The organism is Paenibacillus sp. YSY-4.3, assembly GCF_054767475.1.
Map to the genome: position 1 here is coordinate 774,775 of NZ_BAABMC010000001.1, position 18,127 is coordinate 792,901.

General features: G+C 46.9%; 19 protein-coding genes, 1 tRNA gene, 2 pseudogenes and 1 other annotated feature. Of the genes and pseudogenes, 12 read left to right on the forward strand and 10 right to left on the reverse strand.

Going from position 1 to position 18,127, the window contains the following annotated elements:
• Positions 1–41: 41 nt before the first annotated feature.
• Positions 42–740 (forward strand): hypothetical protein, encoded by a 699-nt coding sequence (locus tag ACYUJT_RS03580; protein WP_460318868.1) that lies wholly within the window; start codon positions 42–44, stop codon positions 738–740.
• Positions 741–889: 149 nt separating this feature from the next.
• Here the strand turns inward: ACYUJT_RS03580 and ACYUJT_RS03585 are convergent, their stop codons facing one another.
• On the reverse strand, positions 890–1,930 hold the full coding sequence (locus tag ACYUJT_RS03585; protein WP_460318869.1) for an NADH:flavin oxidoreductase: 1,041 nt from the start codon (positions 1,928–1,930) through the stop codon (positions 890–892).
• 221 nt (positions 1,931–2,151) lie between these two features.
• On the opposite strand from ACYUJT_RS03585, the gene ACYUJT_RS03590 reads away from it, so the two are divergent.
• The 4 genes from ACYUJT_RS03590 (at position 2,152) to ACYUJT_RS03605 (ending at position 4,554) form a co-directional block, all read left to right on the forward strand.
• Positions 2,152–2,364, forward strand: coding sequence for a sigma factor (locus ACYUJT_RS03590; protein ID WP_460318871.1), 213 nt, complete (start codon positions 2,152–2,154; stop codon positions 2,362–2,364).
• Positions 2,365–2,727 (forward strand): RNA polymerase sigma factor, encoded by a 363-nt coding sequence (locus tag ACYUJT_RS03595; RefSeq protein ID WP_460318872.1) that lies wholly within the window; start codon positions 2,365–2,367, stop codon positions 2,725–2,727.
• Positions 2,693–3,691 carry a DUF4367 domain-containing protein gene (locus ACYUJT_RS03600; protein ID WP_460318873.1) on the forward strand — a complete coding sequence of 333 codons (999 nt, stop codon included), beginning with the start codon at positions 2,693–2,695 and terminating at the stop codon, positions 3,689–3,691. The genes ACYUJT_RS03595 and ACYUJT_RS03600 overlap by 35 nt, the downstream gene beginning before the upstream one ends.
• Before the next feature lie 89 nt (positions 3,692–3,780).
• The gene (locus ACYUJT_RS03605; RefSeq protein ID WP_460318874.1) at positions 3,781–4,554 is read left to right on the forward strand and encodes a hypothetical protein; all 774 of its coding nucleotides are present in this window, start codon (positions 3,781–3,783) and stop codon (positions 4,552–4,554) included.
• A 116-nt stretch (positions 4,555–4,670) separates the two neighbouring features.
• Here the strand turns inward: ACYUJT_RS03605 and ACYUJT_RS03610 are convergent, their stop codons facing one another.
• From ACYUJT_RS03610 to ACYUJT_RS03625, 4 genes are all read right to left on the reverse strand, one after another.
• On the reverse strand, positions 4,671–5,258 hold the full coding sequence (locus tag ACYUJT_RS03610; RefSeq protein WP_460318875.1) for a copper amine oxidase N-terminal domain-containing protein: 588 nt from the start codon (positions 5,256–5,258) through the stop codon (positions 4,671–4,673).
• A gap of 17 nt (positions 5,259–5,275) precedes the next feature.
• Positions 5,276–6,559, reverse strand: a complete 1,284-nt coding sequence (locus tag ACYUJT_RS03615) for a M56 family metallopeptidase (protein WP_460318876.1) — start codon at positions 6,557–6,559, stop codon at positions 5,276–5,278.
• Positions 6,556–6,936 carry a BlaI/MecI/CopY family transcriptional regulator gene (locus ACYUJT_RS03620; protein ID WP_460318878.1) on the reverse strand — a complete coding sequence of 127 codons (381 nt, stop codon included), beginning with the start codon at positions 6,934–6,936 and terminating at the stop codon, positions 6,556–6,558. Before ACYUJT_RS03620 ends, ACYUJT_RS03615 begins: the two co-directional genes overlap by 4 nt.
• Positions 6,937–7,089: 153 nt before the next feature.
• Positions 7,090–7,305 carry a DUF4097 family beta strand repeat-containing protein gene (locus tag ACYUJT_RS03625; protein WP_460319757.1) on the reverse strand — a complete coding sequence of 72 codons (216 nt, stop codon included), beginning with the start codon at positions 7,303–7,305 and terminating at the stop codon, positions 7,090–7,092.
• Between ACYUJT_RS03625 and ACYUJT_RS03630 the strand changes: the two are divergent.
• The 5 genes and pseudogenes from ACYUJT_RS03630 to ACYUJT_RS03650 form a co-directional block, all read left to right on the forward strand.
• Positions 7,301–7,834: pseudogene (locus tag ACYUJT_RS03630) on the forward strand (GAP family protein); the annotation flags it as partial. The gene ACYUJT_RS03625 and the pseudogene ACYUJT_RS03630 sit on opposite strands and share 5 nt — an antisense overlap.
• Before the next feature lie 74 nt (positions 7,835–7,908).
• Positions 7,909–8,171, forward strand: a binding site (T-box leader).
• Between the two features lie 107 nt (positions 8,172–8,278).
• Positions 8,279–9,364, forward strand: a complete 1,086-nt coding sequence (asd, locus tag ACYUJT_RS03635) for an aspartate-semialdehyde dehydrogenase (RefSeq protein WP_460318880.1) — start codon at positions 8,279–8,281, stop codon at positions 9,362–9,364.
• 344 nt (positions 9,365–9,708) lie between these two features.
• Positions 9,709–10,827 carry an NAD(P)/FAD-dependent oxidoreductase gene (locus ACYUJT_RS03640; protein ID WP_460318882.1) on the forward strand — a complete coding sequence of 373 codons (1,119 nt, stop codon included), beginning with the start codon at positions 9,709–9,711 and terminating at the stop codon, positions 10,825–10,827.
• Positions 10,828–10,984: 157 nt separating this feature from the next.
• Positions 10,985–12,214 carry a serine/threonine transporter SstT gene (gene sstT / locus ACYUJT_RS03645; protein ID WP_460318884.1) on the forward strand — a complete coding sequence of 410 codons (1,230 nt, stop codon included), beginning with the start codon at positions 10,985–10,987 and terminating at the stop codon, positions 12,212–12,214.
• Between the two features lie 138 nt (positions 12,215–12,352).
• A tRNA-Leu gene (locus ACYUJT_RS03650) sits at positions 12,353–12,436 on the forward strand.
• A gap of 88 nt (positions 12,437–12,524) precedes the next feature.
• On the opposite strand, the pseudogene ACYUJT_RS03655 reads toward ACYUJT_RS03650, so the two are convergent.
• The 4 genes and pseudogenes from ACYUJT_RS03655 to ACYUJT_RS03670 form a co-directional block, all read right to left on the reverse strand.
• Positions 12,525–12,869, reverse strand: a pseudogene (locus ACYUJT_RS03655) (helix-turn-helix domain-containing protein); the annotation flags it as partial.
• A 124-nt stretch (positions 12,870–12,993) separates the two neighbouring features.
• Positions 12,994–13,995, reverse strand: coding sequence for a CobW family GTP-binding protein (locus tag ACYUJT_RS03660; RefSeq protein ID WP_460318886.1), 1,002 nt, complete (start codon positions 13,993–13,995; stop codon positions 12,994–12,996).
• 27 nt (positions 13,996–14,022) lie between these two features.
• Positions 14,023–14,997: a TIGR03943 family putative permease subunit gene (locus ACYUJT_RS03665; RefSeq protein ID WP_460318888.1), complete on the reverse strand. Its 975-nt coding sequence runs from the start codon at positions 14,995–14,997 to the stop codon at positions 14,023–14,025.
• 21 nt (positions 14,998–15,018) lie between these two features.
• Entirely contained in the window at positions 15,019–15,942 is a 924-nt protein-coding gene (locus ACYUJT_RS03670; protein ID WP_460318889.1) for a permease, read from the reverse strand.
• 233 nt (positions 15,943–16,175) lie between these two features.
• Between ACYUJT_RS03670 and ACYUJT_RS03675 the strand changes: the two genes are divergently transcribed.
• Positions 16,176–17,069, forward strand: coding sequence for a divergent polysaccharide deacetylase family protein (locus ACYUJT_RS03675; protein ID WP_460318891.1), 894 nt, complete (start codon positions 16,176–16,178; stop codon positions 17,067–17,069).
• Here ACYUJT_RS03675 and ACYUJT_RS03680 read toward each other — a convergent pair.
• On the reverse strand, positions 17,056–17,688 hold the full coding sequence (locus tag ACYUJT_RS03680; RefSeq protein ID WP_460319758.1) for an N-acetylmuramoyl-L-alanine amidase family protein: 633 nt from the start codon (positions 17,686–17,688) through the stop codon (positions 17,056–17,058). The two genes, ACYUJT_RS03675 and ACYUJT_RS03680, sit on opposite strands and share 14 nt — an antisense overlap.
• Positions 17,689–17,893: 205 nt before the next feature.
• Between ACYUJT_RS03680 and ACYUJT_RS03685 the strand changes: the two genes are divergently transcribed.
• Complete coding sequence (locus ACYUJT_RS03685; protein WP_460318893.1) at positions 17,894–18,112, forward strand: YqzE family protein; 219 nt, start codon at positions 17,894–17,896, stop codon at positions 18,110–18,112.
• The last annotated feature ends 15 nt before the right edge of the window (positions 18,113–18,127 follow it).

The following is an 18,127-nucleotide window of genomic DNA, read 5'->3' on the forward strand; positions in this document are numbered from 1 at the left end:
TGATTATGTTCAGAAAAAGCAGAAGAAAAGGAGAGAGCGTTATGAAAAAAAGACTTTTGTTCCTCATCGTAGTGGGAATGGCTTTATCGGGAGCAGCCGGTGTGTATGCCGGGAGCAAGCTTGAGAAGATCAGCGCTTATCTGAATCACGGCATTACCTTTAAAGTAAACGGAGCCGTTCAATCCTTAACAGATAGTAACGGCAATAAGCTGGTGCCGATCACCTACCAAGATACGACGTATTTGCCGGTGCGAGCCATTTCCAACATGGCTGGAATCGATGTACAGTTCGATGCTGCCAGCCAGCAGATTCGGCTGGAAACGAAACAAGGCGGGGATAACCAGCCTGCAGGTGAATTGACGATCATCAATTATAATGAAGCTCAGATTAAGGCAATCAAAAAGGCTTACGCCAATTTCGAATCCTTTGAGACGGCGTATGCTCCAAAGCAAATGGCCGTAAACGACAGCTACGTAAAAGCAGCAGCTACGGACGATGGAGTCAATTTGATCTTTAAGCATATGATTGTTAATGTGTCGCCACGGGATTATTCCTCCGATTATGAATCCAAGGAGGTCAAGTTGTCTAATGGCGTCATCGCGAAGTGGTATACACCTTCCGATACACCGATGCTGGGTTTCCAACTGGATGACCGTACGGTGACGATTAGCTCCCCTGACGGTTCCCTGAGCAGCAGCCAAATCGAGCAGGTCGCTGTTAGTGTAGCTAAACTGAAGTAGGAATGAATTAATTAACAGAATGCCCCCTGATGATTTTGTGATCAGGGGGCATTCTGGCGATTATATTTATTTACAAGACTGTTAGTGCTCGAAGATACGGGGTTATCCCGTTAGATGAAGCCTGGGTTAGAAATGGATCCTACGGTGACTTAATACAGCTTCTTCACCGCTTCGGGATCAAAGGGAACCCAATCGTCAATTCTGCCTTCGCGGAGCTTGCTGGCCCAAGCAGGGTCAGCTATTAATGACCGGCCTACGGCTACCAGATCGAATTCTTCGCGTTCAAGTCTTTCGATTAATTCGTCGACCCGACTAAGACTGGCTCCCTTTCCTTCAGTAAAGAAACTCGTCACATCACGATCCAGACCAACCGAGCCTACGGTAATTGTTGGTTTACCCGTCAGTTTTTTTGTCCAGCCGGCAAGGTTCAGATGGGAGCTTTCGAATTCAGGTTCCCAGAATCGGCGAGTGGAGCAGTGGAATACGTCTACGCCTGCGTCAATCAAGGGGGCCAAGAAGCTTTCCAGCTCATTTGGCGTCTTCACTAATTTGGCTGTGTAATCTGTTCCCTTCCACTGCGAGAACCGCAGCACGATCGGAAAATCTGGGCCGACAGCATGACGGCAAGCTGAGATGACCTCTGCCCCGAACCGGGTACGGCCTACGAAGTCCCCGCCGTATCGATCCGTGCGTTGATTCGTTTCCTCCCAGAAAAATTGGTCTATTAAATAACCATGCGCGCCGTGAAGTTCGATACCGTCAAATCCCAAACGCTTGGCTTCAAATGCTGCCTGAGAGAAGGCTTGGATGATTGCCTCAATATCCGATTCAGAGTAATCATTAACATGGCCTCGAGCACCCATATGCCAGATCTGAGGTATAATCTTCCCGCCAGCGTTATGTACCTCTGTCACTACGTTTACCCAACCATTCAAGGCATCTGCGCCAAAAAAGTGCGGCACGTTGCTTTGATTGGATGAGTCTGGGTGATTAATGACTGTCCCTTCGGTAATGATAAGTCCAACGGCGTTTTCAGCCCTGCGGCGATAATAAGCAGCCACATCCGCTCCCGGAACCCCATCAGGAGAAAATTGTCTTGTCATCGGTGCCATCACAATTCGATTTGATAATGTCGTATCCCCAAAGGAAAAGGGTTTAAACAACGATTGAATGGATTGATCAGAATTCATTCACATTACCTCCGGTTTCTTATTCCATATTTATCCAATATATTAGCACTGATAATTATACTTTTCAAATAGGCTAGTAACTGTGCGGAAAATGTAATCACCCTGACCTTGGGGCGGAAGCTCTAGAATCAGGGTGATTTTTTATAAAATGAGTTTCGCTATTACTGTCCCTTTTACTGATGCTTAAGTGTTATACAGTAGATAGAGAGGAGGGCCGGTTAATGGAGTTTGTGGAAAAATGCGTCATGGAAGTCAAAGCAGGCGAAATCAATCAGTATGTACATATCGTTGAAGCATTCCAGGCTCCGATTTTTCGCTATTGCAGCCGTATGTTGGGAAATCGGCAAGAGGCGGAGGATGCGGTGCAGGACATTCTGGTCAAAGCATTCGAGAAAATAGAAATGTATGAGCCCAGTGGCAGCTTTTCATCCTGATTGTATAAGATTGCACATTACCATTGCCTCAATCTGCTGCGCAAGCGCAGCGTCCAGCGTAAATTTCAGAGCTGGTTCCGGCAGAATACGGTCGCTGAAAGCGCGGAACAAACGATAACCAGCCGATTGTTCGGAGAGCCGCTCGCGTCCGCCATCACATCCTTAAGCGCAGAGGAGCGCAGTTTGCTAGTATTACGGGCGCTTGAAGAGAAATCATTTGCCGAGATTGGAGAAATTTCAGGGAAAAGCACGGAAGCGGTCAAGAAAAAATACGGCCGGTTGAAGGTGAAGCTGCAGAGGCTGATGGAGCAGAAAGGGGGAGCGGGGTATGATGCGAAAGAACGGCACTATTCTTCAAGATGAAACGCTAAAGGAGCTTTTGACCACAGAGGCTCAGGATACCATCGATGTACGCCTGAGCGTAATGAACCGGGTCAGGGAAATCCATGAACGGAGCAGCGGCAAAAAAACGGTTCGGGCTAAGACGGGAGCCGTAGTCATGATCGCCAGCCTCATTATTGTGCTGACCTCTTTAACAGGCCTCGCGGCTTCCCGGTATGTGCAAATATTGAACCCCAAAGGCGAAGTTATTGTTGAAACCAAGGAATTCAGGGAGGATGCGTTTACTCCCCATGCCAAGACTTATCATGAAATGAGGTCTGCCTATAGAGAGCATGTCTTAGGGATGCTTAAGCCAGGTGAACTCGTGGCCTACTATGTCCATGACGATACGCTGAATGCTTACGACACCGGAAATAAGGTTCAAACCGTATATAAGCCGTTGGAGCACAGCAGTTATGAGGCATTTGAGAAACAGCTTGAAATGACAAACGGGCCGCTATTCTTAAAACCCAAATACTTGCCGCAAGGGTTCTCCTTCGAAGCGGGGAATGTATTTCCCAGTGTGATGGAAGGGGAGGCCAGTCTAGAAAATCTGAAAAGGCTGGAGCCGGAATTTATCCATATGGCTGAGACCTCCACCAGTGACTCCAAATTGTTCATCAAACCGCTGTCCTGGAATACAGCGGGCAGTGCAAATGCGAGATATGCCAATGGGGAGGATACGATCAATATCAATGCTTATGTACGGAAAAAGCATCCCTCCTCAGTAGTATCCATGCATCTCGAGGGCGTGTTGGTCGAGAAGTTGACGGCAAGCGGACAAGAGATGGTTTATATGGAGGCAGCGGCGGCAGATGCTCACTATAAGCACAAATTGGAATGGCTTGATGAAGAGGCGGAGGTCTATTATTCCGTTTACGACAACTCGGGCAGTACCCTGTCCAAGTCTGAATTCGTCCGCATTGTAGAGAGCATGTTGAAATGACTTTGTTCCGGAGTGTCCCTTTCCGGAAGGCTCAGGCATTATACAAGTAAACAAACCATGTGCCTGTCTGGCCGAAAGGAGATTTACTCATGAACCTTACGACAAAAACGATGATCGCCACTGCAAGCATCCTGCTTGCGCTAAGCTCAGCAAGTGGAATCGCTGCGGAAGCTGCCGCAGCAAAGCCACAGTCCAAGACAAAAGCGGCATCGGGCAAAAGCACTCTCGAAATTCAGAAAAAAGAGGCTTTGGCCATCCATTCCAGTACGAAAAAACCGGGTGATTTAACCGTCATGTATGATGGGACAGACAATACGCTTTCTTATAATTTTCTATCCATAAGAAGCGCGGATTATGAGGATTATTTGAATCTACTGTCCGTTCACAAAGCGCCGGAGCTGAAGCAGCCGGCGTGGCTCCCGGAGGGATATGTTTTTCAATCGAGCGAAATTTCTCCGCCATACTTCCATTTTCTTAGTCAAGCATATCAAGATTTGCTAGCGGATTTGAAAGCGGAGGCGAAAGGGAAAAAATATTACGCTAAAAAGTTAAATTGGAGTGAAGCCGGGGAAGCGGCTATTGTCTTCGCTAAAGAGAAGGATATTATCCGAATCAGCGCCAAAAGAGTGCAGCCGCTAATTACGGAAATCACACGGGTACCAGGGAAGGGCGAGAAATTTGAAAAGCTGAGCTTGGACGGGATCGAAGCGATCTATTCTACGGGTTCCAATGCTGTCTACTCGAACAAGCTAACCTGGGAAGATGCGGAAAACCAGCTGGAGTATGAGATTGCTACCTATAAGAAAAGTCCTCTGACGAAGGAAGATCTCGTAGCGATTGCGGAAAGTATTCTGCAGGAGTAGAGCGGAGGGTTCACCGCCTAGTATATAAGTAGGATAATGTACTTCAGATATAAAATAGCCTTAGTTCAGTTCTACTGGACTAAGGCTATTCTTGTAAGATTCGTAAAATCTATTCTTTATGATTTTTCCGTAAACTTTGCTATTCTTGTTGAGTTGTCCCAATCCACTTTAACATCAAGTATTTCAGCAAGCTGTCTGACGGGTAAGAATGTAACGCCATTTTTAACCATGGGCACGACATCTTCCAAATTCACTTTTTCTCCATTAACCAGCATTTCCGATTTTCCGACCTGCATAAGGATATTTTTATGATCTTTATTTAATGTAATTTTTTTATCGTTTTGATCCCAGTCCACTTCAAAGCCGAATCCATCCGCAAGTGCTCGCAGTGGAATCATAGTCCGCCCATTCTCAATAAACGGATCTGCCCCGGTTCCGGCATAGGTATTAAGATATTTCCCATTCAAGAGAACTAATACACGATTGTTCCTAGCATCTTCACAAGAGGGAATATCTTGGCTTACTCTTTTACCATCTACCACTATACCCATTTCAGCAGCGCTTCCGTCGCGGTTCTTATAACAAGTAAGGATAGGTTCAACCTCTGACCAAAAGAAATCCTCAGCAGCATACGCTAAGTTTCCGGTCATAAGGATCACAAGTAAACTGATGGTTGTGGTAAATTTCCATTTTATTTTTAACAAGATCATCATCTCCAGCTTTAATTCCTATTTGATTTTTGAAGCTTCAAACGATAACTCTCATTGATGGCATCCAAGTATTGTTGCGGAAGTTCGTCGATATATCCTTGCGGCACAGTAATTCCCTTTTCAATATGTTTTTTTATTCGATCCACAATCTCTTCAGTAGTTAACTTCTTAGGGGCATAGCTTTCTTTCGGTTTCGCGGCAACCCGATTTCCGTCTTTATCAAAAGCTTCAAGTTTTCCATCTGGATATTCAACGGTCACATTATAACCTGCAACTTGTTGATCGGTCGGGGTTTTTGAAGCAGATCCCGCCGCATAAGCGGCAGCACCGCCTCCGCCAACCAAAGCGATAGCAGCGACAATAGACAGTGCCATTACTGGCTTGTTCATTTTTTTCACATTCATAAGATGAATAAGTCTCCTTTTCATATGCTCCTTGGGGCTGCATAGACCGCTTGTGCCAACTACATTCTTTTTCATAACGCCATATTCCAGCATAGATAACAATGTTTCACCGTAACTTCTTCTGCCCTCTATATCCATGTGCTGAACGACCTTTTCATCACATGAGAGTTCGCAAAACATGGAAATCTGCCTGTTCAGTATGTAGGCTGCAGGATTAAACCAATGAATTGCATTTGCCGCAAAAACAATCAGCTTGATAAACAAGTCGCCGCGTTTTAAGTGGACGAGTTCATGGGATAGAATCATGGCAAGCTCTTTTTGACTAAGGGAGATATCCGGCAGTACAACAATCGGATTCCAAAACCCCATAATCAATGGGGTGGTTGCATGAGGGCTTGCAATGACTTGTACAGGGCATTGTACAATATGCCGTACTTGGCTCCCTCGGAAGATGGAACGCTTAAACGCCCGGTACTTTCGGATATTTACCAAGATAAAAACAGTGGCTCCAACAGTCCAAATCAGTGTTGCAATGAGCATAAATTCCTTTGTGCTGCTGAAGCGCCTCAGCTCGTCAAATCGTTGTGTAATCCAGAAGGAGACGTTGGCCGCGGTTTGCTCAATTGTTGAGACTTGGGCGTACGGCTCCGCAATCATTCCGGCAGCCTGAATATGGTTTGAACCAGAAGAGGCAGAGGGAATAAAAGAGACTAGTCTGCTCATGATCTCTGATCCGCCAAGAAGAAAAATTACGGGAATCAAGCTGGAATAATAATGCCATGTTTGGGAGAAGTAATTTTGCGTGACGCGCTGTAGACTGTACTGCAAAATCCAAAGGATCGTGCCGGCGAATGAGGCAATGAATAGGAACGAAACGAAGCCCATCATCATTTCCTGCCATCCTTGCGGGCAAACCAATCTTTAAGCTCCGCTATATCGTCTTGACTGAGTTCTTCATCATCAACCAGAGCTGCAATAAAGTTCTTTACCTTCCCGTTGTATAAGCGGCCAAGAAAGGAGCGGGTTTCGTATTTCTTATACTCACTCAACGTCAAAGCGGGAGCGTAATAATTTGTCTTGCCGCTCAAGGATTTAGTCAAATACCCTTTCTCGATGAGCCGATTCAGTATGGTTGACAACGTTGATGTTTTCCAGTCTTTGTGTTCGAAAATGTCCAAAAGCTGATTGACCGTTACGGTTGTTGCTGTTTCCCAGATCACCTCCATCACTTCCAACTCGGTTTCGGATAGTTTTCCTAAGTTTTTCATTGGGCGCGCACCTCAATTCTTTACTGCGACAACTTGTCGTAGATTGAATATACGACAAGTTGTCGCAGGTGTCAACGATTAAATTCCCATATGTTTCAAATTAGCTTCTTCACTTTCTGCAGTACTTCGCTTACGAATGAACAGGCTGCTACATTATTCCTTAATGCTGATATTTCCTGAACGCGTCTCAATATACACGTCAAAGGAACCATTCCCCGTGAGTCCCTCTGTCGATTTCTGCTTGTCCTGGCGTTCGTCCCAAGGAATAGCAACAGAGCGTCGTCCACTTCCTGATTTAAGCCGCCATTTTACGTTGGAATCCTTATCCTTCAGGTTTAAAATTACGTTCCCGCTGTAGACGGACCTGATTTATTTGCTGACGGTCGCCGGCTTTTATTTTTTGGTAGGGATTATGCTGATGCTGGGCATGGGGGTGCTGCTCGAATCGGTAGCCTCTCTTTTCCAGAGCAGGGCGGTAAGCTGGGCGATCTTCATCATTGGGGCGGGCTTGTTTATAGCCAGTTTTTACACTCCGCAAAAAAGTAAAACGGAATTGCCTCGTCCAAAGTCCAAAAGCCGATTCGCGATGGTTGTGCTGGGATTTACAACAGCATTGATTGAGGTGGGAACGGCGTTTCCTTATTTTGCAGCCATTGGTCTGATGACGACGGCTGATCTGACCCTCTATCAGTGGCTGCCAGTGATGGCAGGTTATAATTTGATTATGGTACTGCCTTCGTTGATTCTATTCTTGTTGTATTTGTTATTCGGGCGGATGATGCAAAGGCCGCTGGAACGGCTTCAGGCGAGCATTGCCAAGCAATCCGGCTCAGTCTTGTCATGGGTGCTGTGTATCGTGGGACTTATTCTCATTTTAAATAGTTTGGATTATTTATAATGGTCTTGGTCTAAAAAGTAAATTTCATAAATGGGTTTACGTTCGCGCAGTTATTTGGTAATATAATCGCAATATTAAATGCGATGATGAGAAAAGTAGATAAATGAAATCTTTTACAGAGAGCTCCATCCGCTGAAAAGGAGCAAAGCGTTTCTTTATTGAAAAAAGACTCTGAGCAGCGCATCGGAACGACGATCGTCGGGGTGGTGTGCCAGGAGCTCCTGTTATAGAGCTAGAGTATAAGCGCGCAATGGGACGCTGTACTTGAAAAGGTTAATATGGCGACATATTAACGAAACTGGGGTGGTACCGCGGGCATACAAATCTCGCCCCCAAGACGGATCAAGAAGTCTTGGGGGTGGGGTTTTTTTGATTTATGGGAGAAAATAGGCTAGGAACGTTCCGGGTACAGACTAAATAGACATGGAAAGGAAAGGATATGACATGGGAGAAAAATTAAAAGTAGGTATTGTTGGCGGTACGGGGATGGTTGGTCAGCGTTTTGTTCAGCTGTTGGATGGGCACCCTTGGTTTACAGTAACGGCTATTGCGGCTAGCGCAAGCTCTGCAGGCAAAACATATGAAGAATCCGTGCAGGGCAGATGGAAGCTGTCCACGCCAATTCCGGACGGAGTAAAAAATATCGTCGTTCAGGATGCAGCGAAAGTAGAAGAGGTTACGTCTGGGGTCGATTTTGTATTTTGCGCGGTAGATATGAAGAAGGAAGAGATTCAAGCTTTGGAAGAGGCTTATGCGAAGACGGGAACCCCGGTCATTTCCAATAACTCGGCTCATCGCTGGACCCCTGATGTCCCGATGGTCATTCCGGAAGTGAACCCGCAGCATCTTGAAGTCATTGCTGCGCAGCGCAAACGGCTTGGAACGGAAACTGGGTTTATTGCCGTTAAGCCGAATTGTTCTATTCAAAGTTATGTGCCTGCTCTGCATGCTTTGCTTGATTTTGAACCGACAACGGTGGTCGCTTCGACGTATCAGGCGATTTCCGGAGCCGGCAAAAACTTTACCGATTGGCCGGAGATGCTGGACAACGTTATTCCTTACATCGGTGGGGAAGAGGAAAAGAGCGAGCAGGAGCCGCTGCGCATTTGGGGTCGTGTTGACGATGGCCAAATCGTTAAAGCAAGCGCTCCTCTGATCACGACGCAATGTATTCGCGTGCCCGTGACGGATGGACATTTGGCTACTGTTTTTGTATCGTTCAAAAACAAGCCTTCCAAAGAGGAAATCATTGCGCGTTGGCAGCAATACAAAGGAAGAGCGCAGGAGCTTGACCTCCCAAGCGCACCGAAGCAGTTCATCACTTACTTTGAAGAAGAAAACAGACCGCAGACCGGACTCGATCGCGACATCGAGCGGGGCATGGGCGTCTCGACGGGCAGATTGCGCGAGGATTCGCTGTACGATTATAAATTCGTGGGGCTATCGCACAATACTTTGCGTGGAGCAGCCGGAGGCGCTGTACTGATCGCTGAACTGCTTAAAGCAGAAGGTTACATTCAACCGAAGTAATTCATTGCCTGTCCTTTTGGGAAAATGGGCCCACCTGAGCTTCGGTGAAGCGTAGAGGTACCGAGAAACGCAGAAAAATAGGGGGTACCACGAATTGTAGTGGTTAACGTAGTGATTGCCCCCTAGATGGATTGGTTGTATTTAAAACCACGTTCGCCGTTTGAATATACAATTAGCTGGATTTCATGTCATTAAACTGAGGCTTCTAGGCTAATAAAGCTGAAAACCAAGTTTTAGATACATGAAATCCAGCTTTTTTCGTGCTTTTCCATCATTGATCTAGAATAGATACCAGGAATACATCTAAATTTACACATTTACCTCAAACTAAAGGAAGTTGTTGTATGCAAAAGATTATCGTGATTGGCGGGGGGATTTTAGGCGCTTCTACGGCATATCAATTGGCCAAAAGCGGGGCGGAAGTGATCATTGTCGACCGGAAAGACCGGGGACAGGCAACGGACGCCGCTGCCGGGATCATTTGTCCGTGGATTTCCCAGCGGCGCAATCAAGCCTGGTATAAACTGGCCAGGGAAGGGGCACGTTTTTATCCGTCATTGATCGAAGAGCTGGAAAGAGACGGTGAGACAGAAACCGGCTATGCGCGTGTCGGCGCACTCCGCATTCATAAAGAGCAAGACAAGCTGGTTGAATTGCAAAAACGTGCCGAGCAGCGCAGGCATGATGCCCCGGAGATGGGCGACATTACGCTGCTCACCCCTAACGAGGTGAAGCGTTTATTTCCGCCGCTTGCCGATGACTATGCCGCGCTGCATATTAGCGGGGCTGCCCGCGTCGATGGACGAGCTCTCCGGGATGCGCTGCTCCGTGCTGCGGTCAGAAAGGGCGCCGTTATTCTGGATGGAGAAGCGGAGCTCTGCTTTGGCAACGGTTCAGTTACAGGAGTACGGGTCCGAGGCGAGTCGATCCATGCCGACGCCGTTGTCGTTTGCGCCGGCGCGTGGGTCAATCCGCTGCTGAAGCCGTTAGGAGTGGAATTCAAAGCGACTTTTCAAAAAGCGCAGATCGTCCATTTGGCATATCCCGGTATGGATACAAATACTTGGCCTGTCGTCATGCCACCCGGGGATCAGTATATCCTGGCATTTGACAACAACCGGATTGTGATCGGCGCTACGCATGAAAACGACCCGGAAGGTTTCGACACCCGTGTAACAGCGGGCGGCTTGCAAGAGGTTTTTAATAAGGCATTGGCGTTTGCACCAGGGTTAGCCGACAGCACCTTTGTTGAGGCAAGAGTCGGTTTTCGTCCGTTCACTCCGGGGTTTCTGCCAGTGATCGGCGCTCTTCCCGGTTGGCGAGGCATTTTCGTTGCGAACGGCTTGGGGGCGTCGGGCCTAACGATGGGGCCCTATATCGGATATCAGCTGGCCAAGCTGGTTCTCGGTCTGGACATCGATATTGCACTAGAGGATTACAAGGTAGAAGGGGCCATGGGCTAATAACCCCCCGTGAACAAATTGAAAAATATCGCACACTTATTTCCATTCGTTCACAAACGATCATATGCATGGTAAACTAGCGCTAGCGCTATGTCTCGTTAAAGCGTCGGGGCGACGCTAGTTCAATTCTCATCATAAGTATCCGGAGGAGAAACAAATGAAGACACTGATGCTCAGGTGGAACAGACTGAGTCTTGTTAAACGAATCTTTGTAGGAATTATTCTTGGGGTTATTTTGGCCCTATCCGTTCCACAGGCAGCAGGTATCGCTATTTTCGGATCCTTGTTTATTTCCGCGCTAAAGGCGGTTGCCCCTATATTAGTGTTGCTGCTGGTCATGTCTGCTATAGCCAATCATAAAAAAGGGCGCCAGACTAACATGAAGGCGATTATCGCTCTCTATGGTTTAAGTACTTTTTTGGCAGGGGTTATCGCCGTTGGGGCAAGTTTTATTTTTCCGGTAAAGCTATCTCTAGTAGCGGATGCGGTAGAGCTGACTCCTCCTGGAGGCATTGTTGAAGTACTGAATAACCTGCTCTTCCAGATTGTTGACAATCCGATCAACGCTCTGATGAACGCCAACTATATCGGTATTCTCGCTTGGGCGATCCTGCTTGGACTCGCTTTAAAAGGCGCCAATGATCACACGAAAAGCATGCTCACTCATTTCTCGGATGCCGTGTCGCAAATCGTCAAATGGGTCATACAATTTGCACCGTTTGGGATCATGGGGCTTGTTTTTGACTCCATTACCACGAACGGGCTTTCGTCCTTGCTTAATTACGGGAAATTACTGCTCGTGCTTATTGGGTGTATGCTATTTGTAGCGCTTGTTGTTAATCCATTGATCGTATATCTGAATACCCGCGAGAACCCCTATCCTCTGGTGTTGAGCTGTCTGAAGGAAAGCGGGATAACGGCATTCTTCACCCGGAGTTCTGCGGCGAACATTCCTATTAATATGCGATTATGTGAAAAATTAAAATTGGACCCGGATACATATTCGGTTTCCATCCCATTAGGAGCTACGATTAATATGGCGGGTGCGGCGGTTACGATTTCCGTCTTAACGCTAGCGGCCGTCCATACGCTCGGCATTCCTGTGGATTTTAGCACAGCGGTGATTCTTAGCGTCCTGTCCGCCGTCTCCGCTGCGGGCGCTTCAGGTGTGGCCGGAGGGTCGCTGCTGCTCATTCCTCTGGCGTGCAGCTTGTTCGGTATATCAAATGATATCGCTATGCAAGTCGTTGGCGTAGGCTTCATCATTGGTGTTTTGCAAGACTCCTTTGAAACGGCGTTGAACTCATCCTCTGACGTACTTTTTACGGCTACGGCTGAGTATGCCAAAAAACGTAAAGAAGCCAATAGTACGAGTGTTAGTGCTTAGACCAAAAGCAGGGGCGTGTACGCCCCTGCTTTTTGCTGAAAAATTAGCTGATGATAAAATAATGATTGACTCAAGTTCAGTAACATGATAACATATATTTTGTTGCTCAGGAATTTACTCCTGCAGTTATCATCATTTGCGGTCGTGGCGGAATTGGCAGACGCGCACGGTTCAGGTCCGTGTGGGCTTACCCCCGTGGAGGTTCGAGTCCTCTCGACCGCATCAACCTATCAATGAGCAAGCTCTTGAATTTTCCTCTAATGGAGATTTAGGAGCTTTTTTGTATTGATGCTCGTTCTCGGGCGAAAGTTCACGGTGAGGATTCGTTTGAAAATTTAACTATCAACCGATTCTTCCGATACATTTTGGGGGACATGCCAAAGACTTTGGTAAACTGTCGAGTAAAGTAGTTGCTGTCATTGAATCCACTTTTATAAGAAATTTCCGAAATGGGAAAGTTTGTTGTGTTCAGCAGTCTGCGTGCATGTTCCAATCGAAGCTGCTGGAGATAGGCGAAAGGCGTTGTTTGGTAAAAGGATTGAAAAATCCGATTCATGTGCCTGACGGAAATATTTGATTTGGCTGAAATTTCTTCACGCGATAGCGGCTGCAAATAGTTATCCTCCATATAGGAAATAGCCTTTGCCAAATGCATACTGAATATAAAATTTGAACTCCTCGTCGGCAGTAAACCAATTCCACGAATTGCACATATGAACGTATCATTCCGGTACACGTAGCGCACGCCCATAACCTGGGGACGTGCGCTATTTGTCGAGTTACTTTAACACGCTGGCATGCCATTGTTCCAGCAATGCATTTTCATCAAGTTCGTATCCGATGATGATCATGTAATGAGGTCCTTTGTATCCCGCACTTTCCATGCGAATCTGCTTGCCGGAGAATTGAATAAGCGATGCGTAGGAGGGATCCTCTAAGGGGATATACCCTTTTGCGCGAAGAACCCGTTTGTCCTTGTCCTTTAAGAACTTTTCCATCTTCTTCAACGATAACTGGTCCTGTCTGTTTATAGGAATGTAAATGCTTTGAATACGTGAAAACGAAGCGTAGTCTTGTCCGCCGAACGAAGCGGAGGCATCGTCATGATAATGGTGCTGCCGGACGAGTTTAAACGGGCTGGGTGCTTTGGCTTGAAGATTTAAGGACCCAAGTCCATGAATCACGGATTCGGGATTGAAATTCCCAAACGCAGTGTTAAAGACGACGGCCTGTTCGTTATGTTTCTTGATCAAGCGTTGAACCTTGGACAGATGCGAATCGGGCACGAGATCCTGCTTATTGACCAGAATTACATCGGCAACAGCCAGCTGCCGGCGAAGCGTGTGAACGAGCTGCTTGTCAGACGAGAATATGCTGTTATATTCCAGCGCATTTTCCGCGTCGACAACGGTGATGATTTTATGTAGAGCAACCTTGCCTAGCAGTTCAGGTTCAGCCATGGCATCGACGACTTCTTCAGGATTTGCTACTCCGGTAAGCTCTACCAGGATCACATCAGGAGCCAGAGCCAGCAAGCTTGTGATCGAACCGGAGATTTCGCTTTTTTTACTGCAGCAGATGCAGCCATCAAACAGCTTTTCCAGCTGAAGTCCCTTCACGGCTTCTGTTAGGATAAGACCGTCTACATCCGCTTTGCCTAATTCATTCATGAGAATCGCGGGCCTGATCTTCCGGCCATGCAGCGCTTTGATGAGTTCAAGGAGCAGGGTGGTTTTGCCGCTGCCCAAAAATCCGCTGATTATAATAACGGGAGTTTTCATAGGTACCTCTCCTCACAGGCGTTTTTCTTATGGAATACTAACGTTTAGAAAATCAAAATTAGGATAAATATACGGGGTATCCGGAACATTAATCACGCTCGATTCCGCAACATCAATTTTGATAATGGTGATTCCGTTATACTCGGTTTCGCCAATCGTGCCTTTCACATTGACCCAGGTATCGTCCTTAAACTCCGAAGCGCCAATGAATTCGGCTAATACCCCGTAAGGGGTAGCATCGGCCGTACAGCACTGGACGGCAATTCTTCCCACGATCAGCTGATTGTCTGCAAGATCCGGTTCGCGGTAAACGAAACCGGAGATTTCAATGCTTTTGCCGAGGAAATGCTCCTTGAACGTAACGATGCTAGAGAGAATTTCCATATAGATTTCAGGCGTAACTTCAATAATAGGCAGATCGTAGATCCGCTTGGCCAGCTCGGCCAGATCCCGATCAAAATCGTTATCCGCATAAAACAGCTGATCAGAAGGTTCAGTGGAGGTGCTTAAATCTGTTACTTCCGTACCTTCGGAATGAGCGGCAGCCCACTGAGCGTCTGAGGGGTCAACTTCTGCCTCTTCTTGTTGCGGCTGGAGCCCTAGAGCTGCATAGGGGGAAGAAGCCGAGCTCAATACGATGCCTTTTTTGCTGGCAAAAGAGCCTCCAAGCACAGTATCGGGAAGAAAAAATCCTAACAATAACGGAAGAGCGATCACTCCGTAGAGAAAGCTTGCCTTGGGCCATGAGTTTGACGGCGAACTGCCGCAGCAATCGCATTCGATGATAGCGCCTTTATAGCTTCTGTAGGCGATAAAGCCTTGGATGACAGCTAGCGCGTAAACGACCAGAGCCGATAATTTTACCAACGGCATGATACGCTCTCCAATATACAGCTGCAGGCTGCCCGTTTCGACCAAATAGGCGATATAGCCGGATAGGGCCAATAAAATAATAGTCCTAATGATATAGTGAAGCAGTGTAATCAACTTTTGATTTTTCATTGGATACCCCTCTATGCCATATTATCTGAACCATAATTGATCCATTCCAATGCTCAAACCTAGCACGGTCAGGAGGATTAACGCCCCCAACGTCACGACATATTTTGTCTTGAATACCGATAACAGCATGAGCGTTCCTTTCAAGTCCAGCATCGGGCCCAGCACAAGGAATGTGATGAGAGACCCTGTAGAGAAAGTGTTGACGAAAGAGGAAGCGACAAAGGCATCCGATGTTGAGCAAATCGAAAGCAAATAAGCAAAGCCGGACATCAGCAGATGAGACGAAATGGGACCTTGACCGTACGCCGTCAATTGACCCGTGTTGACTGTAGTATGTATCATTGCTGTTATAATGGCCCCAATCGTAAGGTACTTGCTCATTTCAAAAAATTCATTGGACATATGCATAAATAAAGAAGTTAATTTGCTCTTCCAGGTCGGATGCTCCATAATCTTCGATTCTTCATCGTAGAGAGTTCCGATGCTTAAGCGGAGCGGATTGTAGAGGATAAAACGGTATATGATGAGCCCAATGATGAAGGAAACGACCAAAGCAAGCCCCATTCTGGAATAAATCACTTCCGGACGATTACGAAAAGCCGTGTAGGTCGCGAAGAAAACAATGGGATTGAGAATCGGCCCGCTTAATATGAATACTGTTGCGATATATGCGGGCATGCCTTTAGCCATTAAACGGCGAATAACTGGAATCATGCCGCATTCGCAAATCGGAAAGAGAATTCCGAAAAGACTGGCAAACAGAATGCCCAGCAGCGGATTTCGGGGAATGATCCGCGCTAATCGCTGCTCCGATACAAACAATTGCAGTAATGACGAAGAAATAACCCCTAGTAGAATAAATGGAAGAGCTTCGAGAAAAATGCTGATAAACATCGTTTTAAATGTGAGCAAGTCCGTAGTAAAGCTTGATTGAAGCAGCGTCATGCACTAAAAGCTCCTTTAATCGTAATTTATGCGTATCTACAAAACATTTTAATCGTAAATATTACAAATAACAAGAAAAATAAGTGATCGATAACAATGATGAAGTTAAAGAAATGGGAAGAGTGTATGCATTTTTAACCACGAATAATCAGGGCTAGGACAGTCATAATAGGAAAGACGTTAAGGAAACGGAACGATCACGGCCATGGAAAATACTTCTTAGGAGGGCGCATATGGATCGAAATACGGCAAATTGGGGGGCATTCGGGAAAATATGTTGTTGTTTATTGTTAAGCCTAAGTTCGATCAGTATGTTCCCGGGATTTACAGCAGCTGAACAAAGAAGTGCATCTATTTTCGAGCATGCGGCTCGACTTATAGAGGCTGAAGGTAAGCAGCTGGAACATGGCAAAAAGGTCGCGGTTATTATCGATGATTTGGGCAACGGGATGCAGGGTACAGAAGAAATCATGAATCTGCCGGTCAAGCTAACCGTGGCGGTCATGCCTTTCCTGCCAACGACGGAAGCGGATGCGCGCAAAGCACATGAAGTCGGGCATGATGTGCTGATTCATCTTCCATTGGAGCCGAAGCAAGGACCAACGAGATGGCTTGGACCGGGAGCAATCCTTACGAAAATGACCGATGAAGAAATACGGAAGAACGTGGAAGCCGCAATTGAAAACGTCCCTTATGCAATCGGAATCAATAATCATATGGGATCTAAAGTGACCGGGGATGAACGCGTGATGTCCATTATTTTGGATGTATGCCGGGAGCGGGGGTTATTTTTTGTAGATAGCCGTACGAATTATCGATCCATAATCTTTAAATTATGCAGGCAGAAGGGCATGCCGCAGATCAAGAACGATATTTTTCTCGATGATGTGCATACGGAGGCTCATATTTCCCGGCAAATGGACAAGGTCGCAGAACAAGTGCAAACCGAAGGAAAATGCATAACGATCGGCCATGTGGGCACTAAAGGCAAGAAGACGGCCGCAGTGCTTAAAAAGTATATTCCAAAGCTTCAGGAGCAGGGCATCGATTTTGTAGGTGTTTCGGAAATGGTCCGCGATGTAAAAACTCCCGGACAATGGCCGGGAGGCGGGTTCATATTGCCGTAAAATATTGGACGATTCCGCCATAAATGGCCTCGGCAATTTTCTGTTGGCCGCGTTTGCTGATCAGCAATGCGCGGTCTTTGGCGTTGCTAAGGAAGCCTGTTTCCACGATGACGGCGGGGCAATCCACATGATTCAGCAAATAAAAGGGCTTGCCGACCTGTGGCAAGGAAGAGGAAGCATATAGGCTGTTTAGGGAGTTCTGGATCGAGGAAGCCAGTATGGCGCTGCGGCCTTCAGCCTGATGAAGCACGATAGGGCCGCCCTTCGATCTATTCCTGCCCCAATTCACGTGAAGGCTGACGACGATTTCCGACGGAAGCTCTTCGCTCAACTGCTTGCGCTGGGCCAGATCACGGATATGGCGCGAGCGGTTGCGCAGCCAGCGGTTATCGTCGCTTAAAGCATAATCGCCGGTTCTGTTCAGTATCGCCCGATATCCGTGGCTGCGAAGTATGAGATAGAGGCGGCGGCCAATTTCTAAATTGATGTCCTTCTCCAGAATTTCGCCATAAGAAGTACCGCCGTCGATTCCGCCATGTCCTGCATCGATGAGAATAACGGGCTGGGGAAAAGCGTGCTGGAATGAATTATCTCCGGCGATCGCGAGTGTGCCGTACATACTACTGAAGGCAAAGATTAAGGCAAGCAAGGAAAGGCGTTTGCGTCTCATGGATCCACCTCCACGGGGATGTATGTATTATAGAATGAGCCATATTTTGATAAATCATACATTGGAGCTATGGGGTTATGGTAAAGACAAACGGTGCAAACTAAGTGTAAACAGAAGTATGTCTGACCAATCCCACAAAAAGGAGGGCTGCAAAATGGCTAAGGGAGATGAACTGGTCAAATACATTACCGAACGAGTCGTGGATTACATCGAGACGCCGAAGGATGTCCGCCGTAGTCAGGCAAAGGGGAGGGAGCCTTGGAGCCACCGGTGGTTCGGGATGATTCCGTTCAGCCTTGGTATGTGGTGGGGCCAGATGGCTCATAAACCATCGTTCAGCAAAAAAGGGAAAGGCACAGCCAGTCCGAAATAAAACAGAATAGAGCCT

Excerpts from the sequence above, each read along its gene's own strand:
- ACYUJT_RS03640 (WP_460318882.1), top strand. The coding sequence starts at position 9,709 with ATGCAAAAGATTATCGTGATTGGCGGGGGGATTTTAGGCGCTTCTACG.
- ACYUJT_RS03665 (WP_460318888.1), bottom strand. The coding sequence starts at position 14,997 with ATGAAAAATCAAAAGTTGATTACACTGCTTCACTATATCATTAGGACT.
- asd (WP_460318880.1), top strand. The coding sequence starts at position 8,279 with ATGGGAGAAAAATTAAAAGTAGGTATTGTTGGCGGTACGGGGATGGTT.
- ACYUJT_RS03600 (WP_460318873.1), top strand. The coding sequence starts at position 2,693 with ATGATGCGAAAGAACGGCACTATTCTTCAAGATGAAACGCTAAAGGAG.
- ACYUJT_RS03580 (WP_460318868.1), top strand. The coding sequence starts at position 42 with ATGAAAAAAAGACTTTTGTTCCTCATCGTAGTGGGAATGGCTTTATCG.
- ACYUJT_RS03685 (WP_460318893.1), top strand. The coding sequence starts at position 17,894 with ATGGCTAAGGGAGATGAACTGGTCAAATACATTACCGAACGAGTCGTG.
- ACYUJT_RS03670 (WP_460318889.1), bottom strand. The coding sequence starts at position 15,942 with ATGACGCTGCTTCAATCAAGCTTTACTACGGACTTGCTCACATTTAAA.
- ACYUJT_RS03615 (WP_460318876.1), bottom strand. The coding sequence starts at position 6,559 with ATGATGATGGGCTTCGTTTCGTTCCTATTCATTGCCTCATTCGCCGGC.
- ACYUJT_RS03585 (WP_460318869.1), bottom strand. The coding sequence starts at position 1,930 with ATGAATTCTGATCAATCCATTCAATCGTTGTTTAAACCCTTTTCCTTT.
- ACYUJT_RS03605 (WP_460318874.1), top strand. The coding sequence starts at position 3,781 with ATGAACCTTACGACAAAAACGATGATCGCCACTGCAAGCATCCTGCTT.
- ACYUJT_RS03590 (WP_460318871.1), top strand. The coding sequence starts at position 2,152 with ATGGAGTTTGTGGAAAAATGCGTCATGGAAGTCAAAGCAGGCGAAATC.
- ACYUJT_RS03620 (WP_460318878.1), bottom strand. The coding sequence starts at position 6,936 with ATGAAAAACTTAGGAAAACTATCCGAAACCGAGTTGGAAGTGATGGAG.
- ACYUJT_RS03660 (WP_460318886.1), bottom strand. The coding sequence starts at position 13,995 with ATGAAAACTCCCGTTATTATAATCAGCGGATTTTTGGGCAGCGGCAAA.
- ACYUJT_RS03675 (WP_460318891.1), top strand. The coding sequence starts at position 16,176 with ATGGATCGAAATACGGCAAATTGGGGGGCATTCGGGAAAATATGTTGT.
- sstT (WP_460318884.1), top strand. The coding sequence starts at position 10,985 with ATGAAGACACTGATGCTCAGGTGGAACAGACTGAGTCTTGTTAAACGA.
- ACYUJT_RS03680 (WP_460319758.1), bottom strand. The coding sequence starts at position 17,688 with ATGTACGGCACACTCGCGATCGCCGGAGATAATTCATTCCAGCACGCT.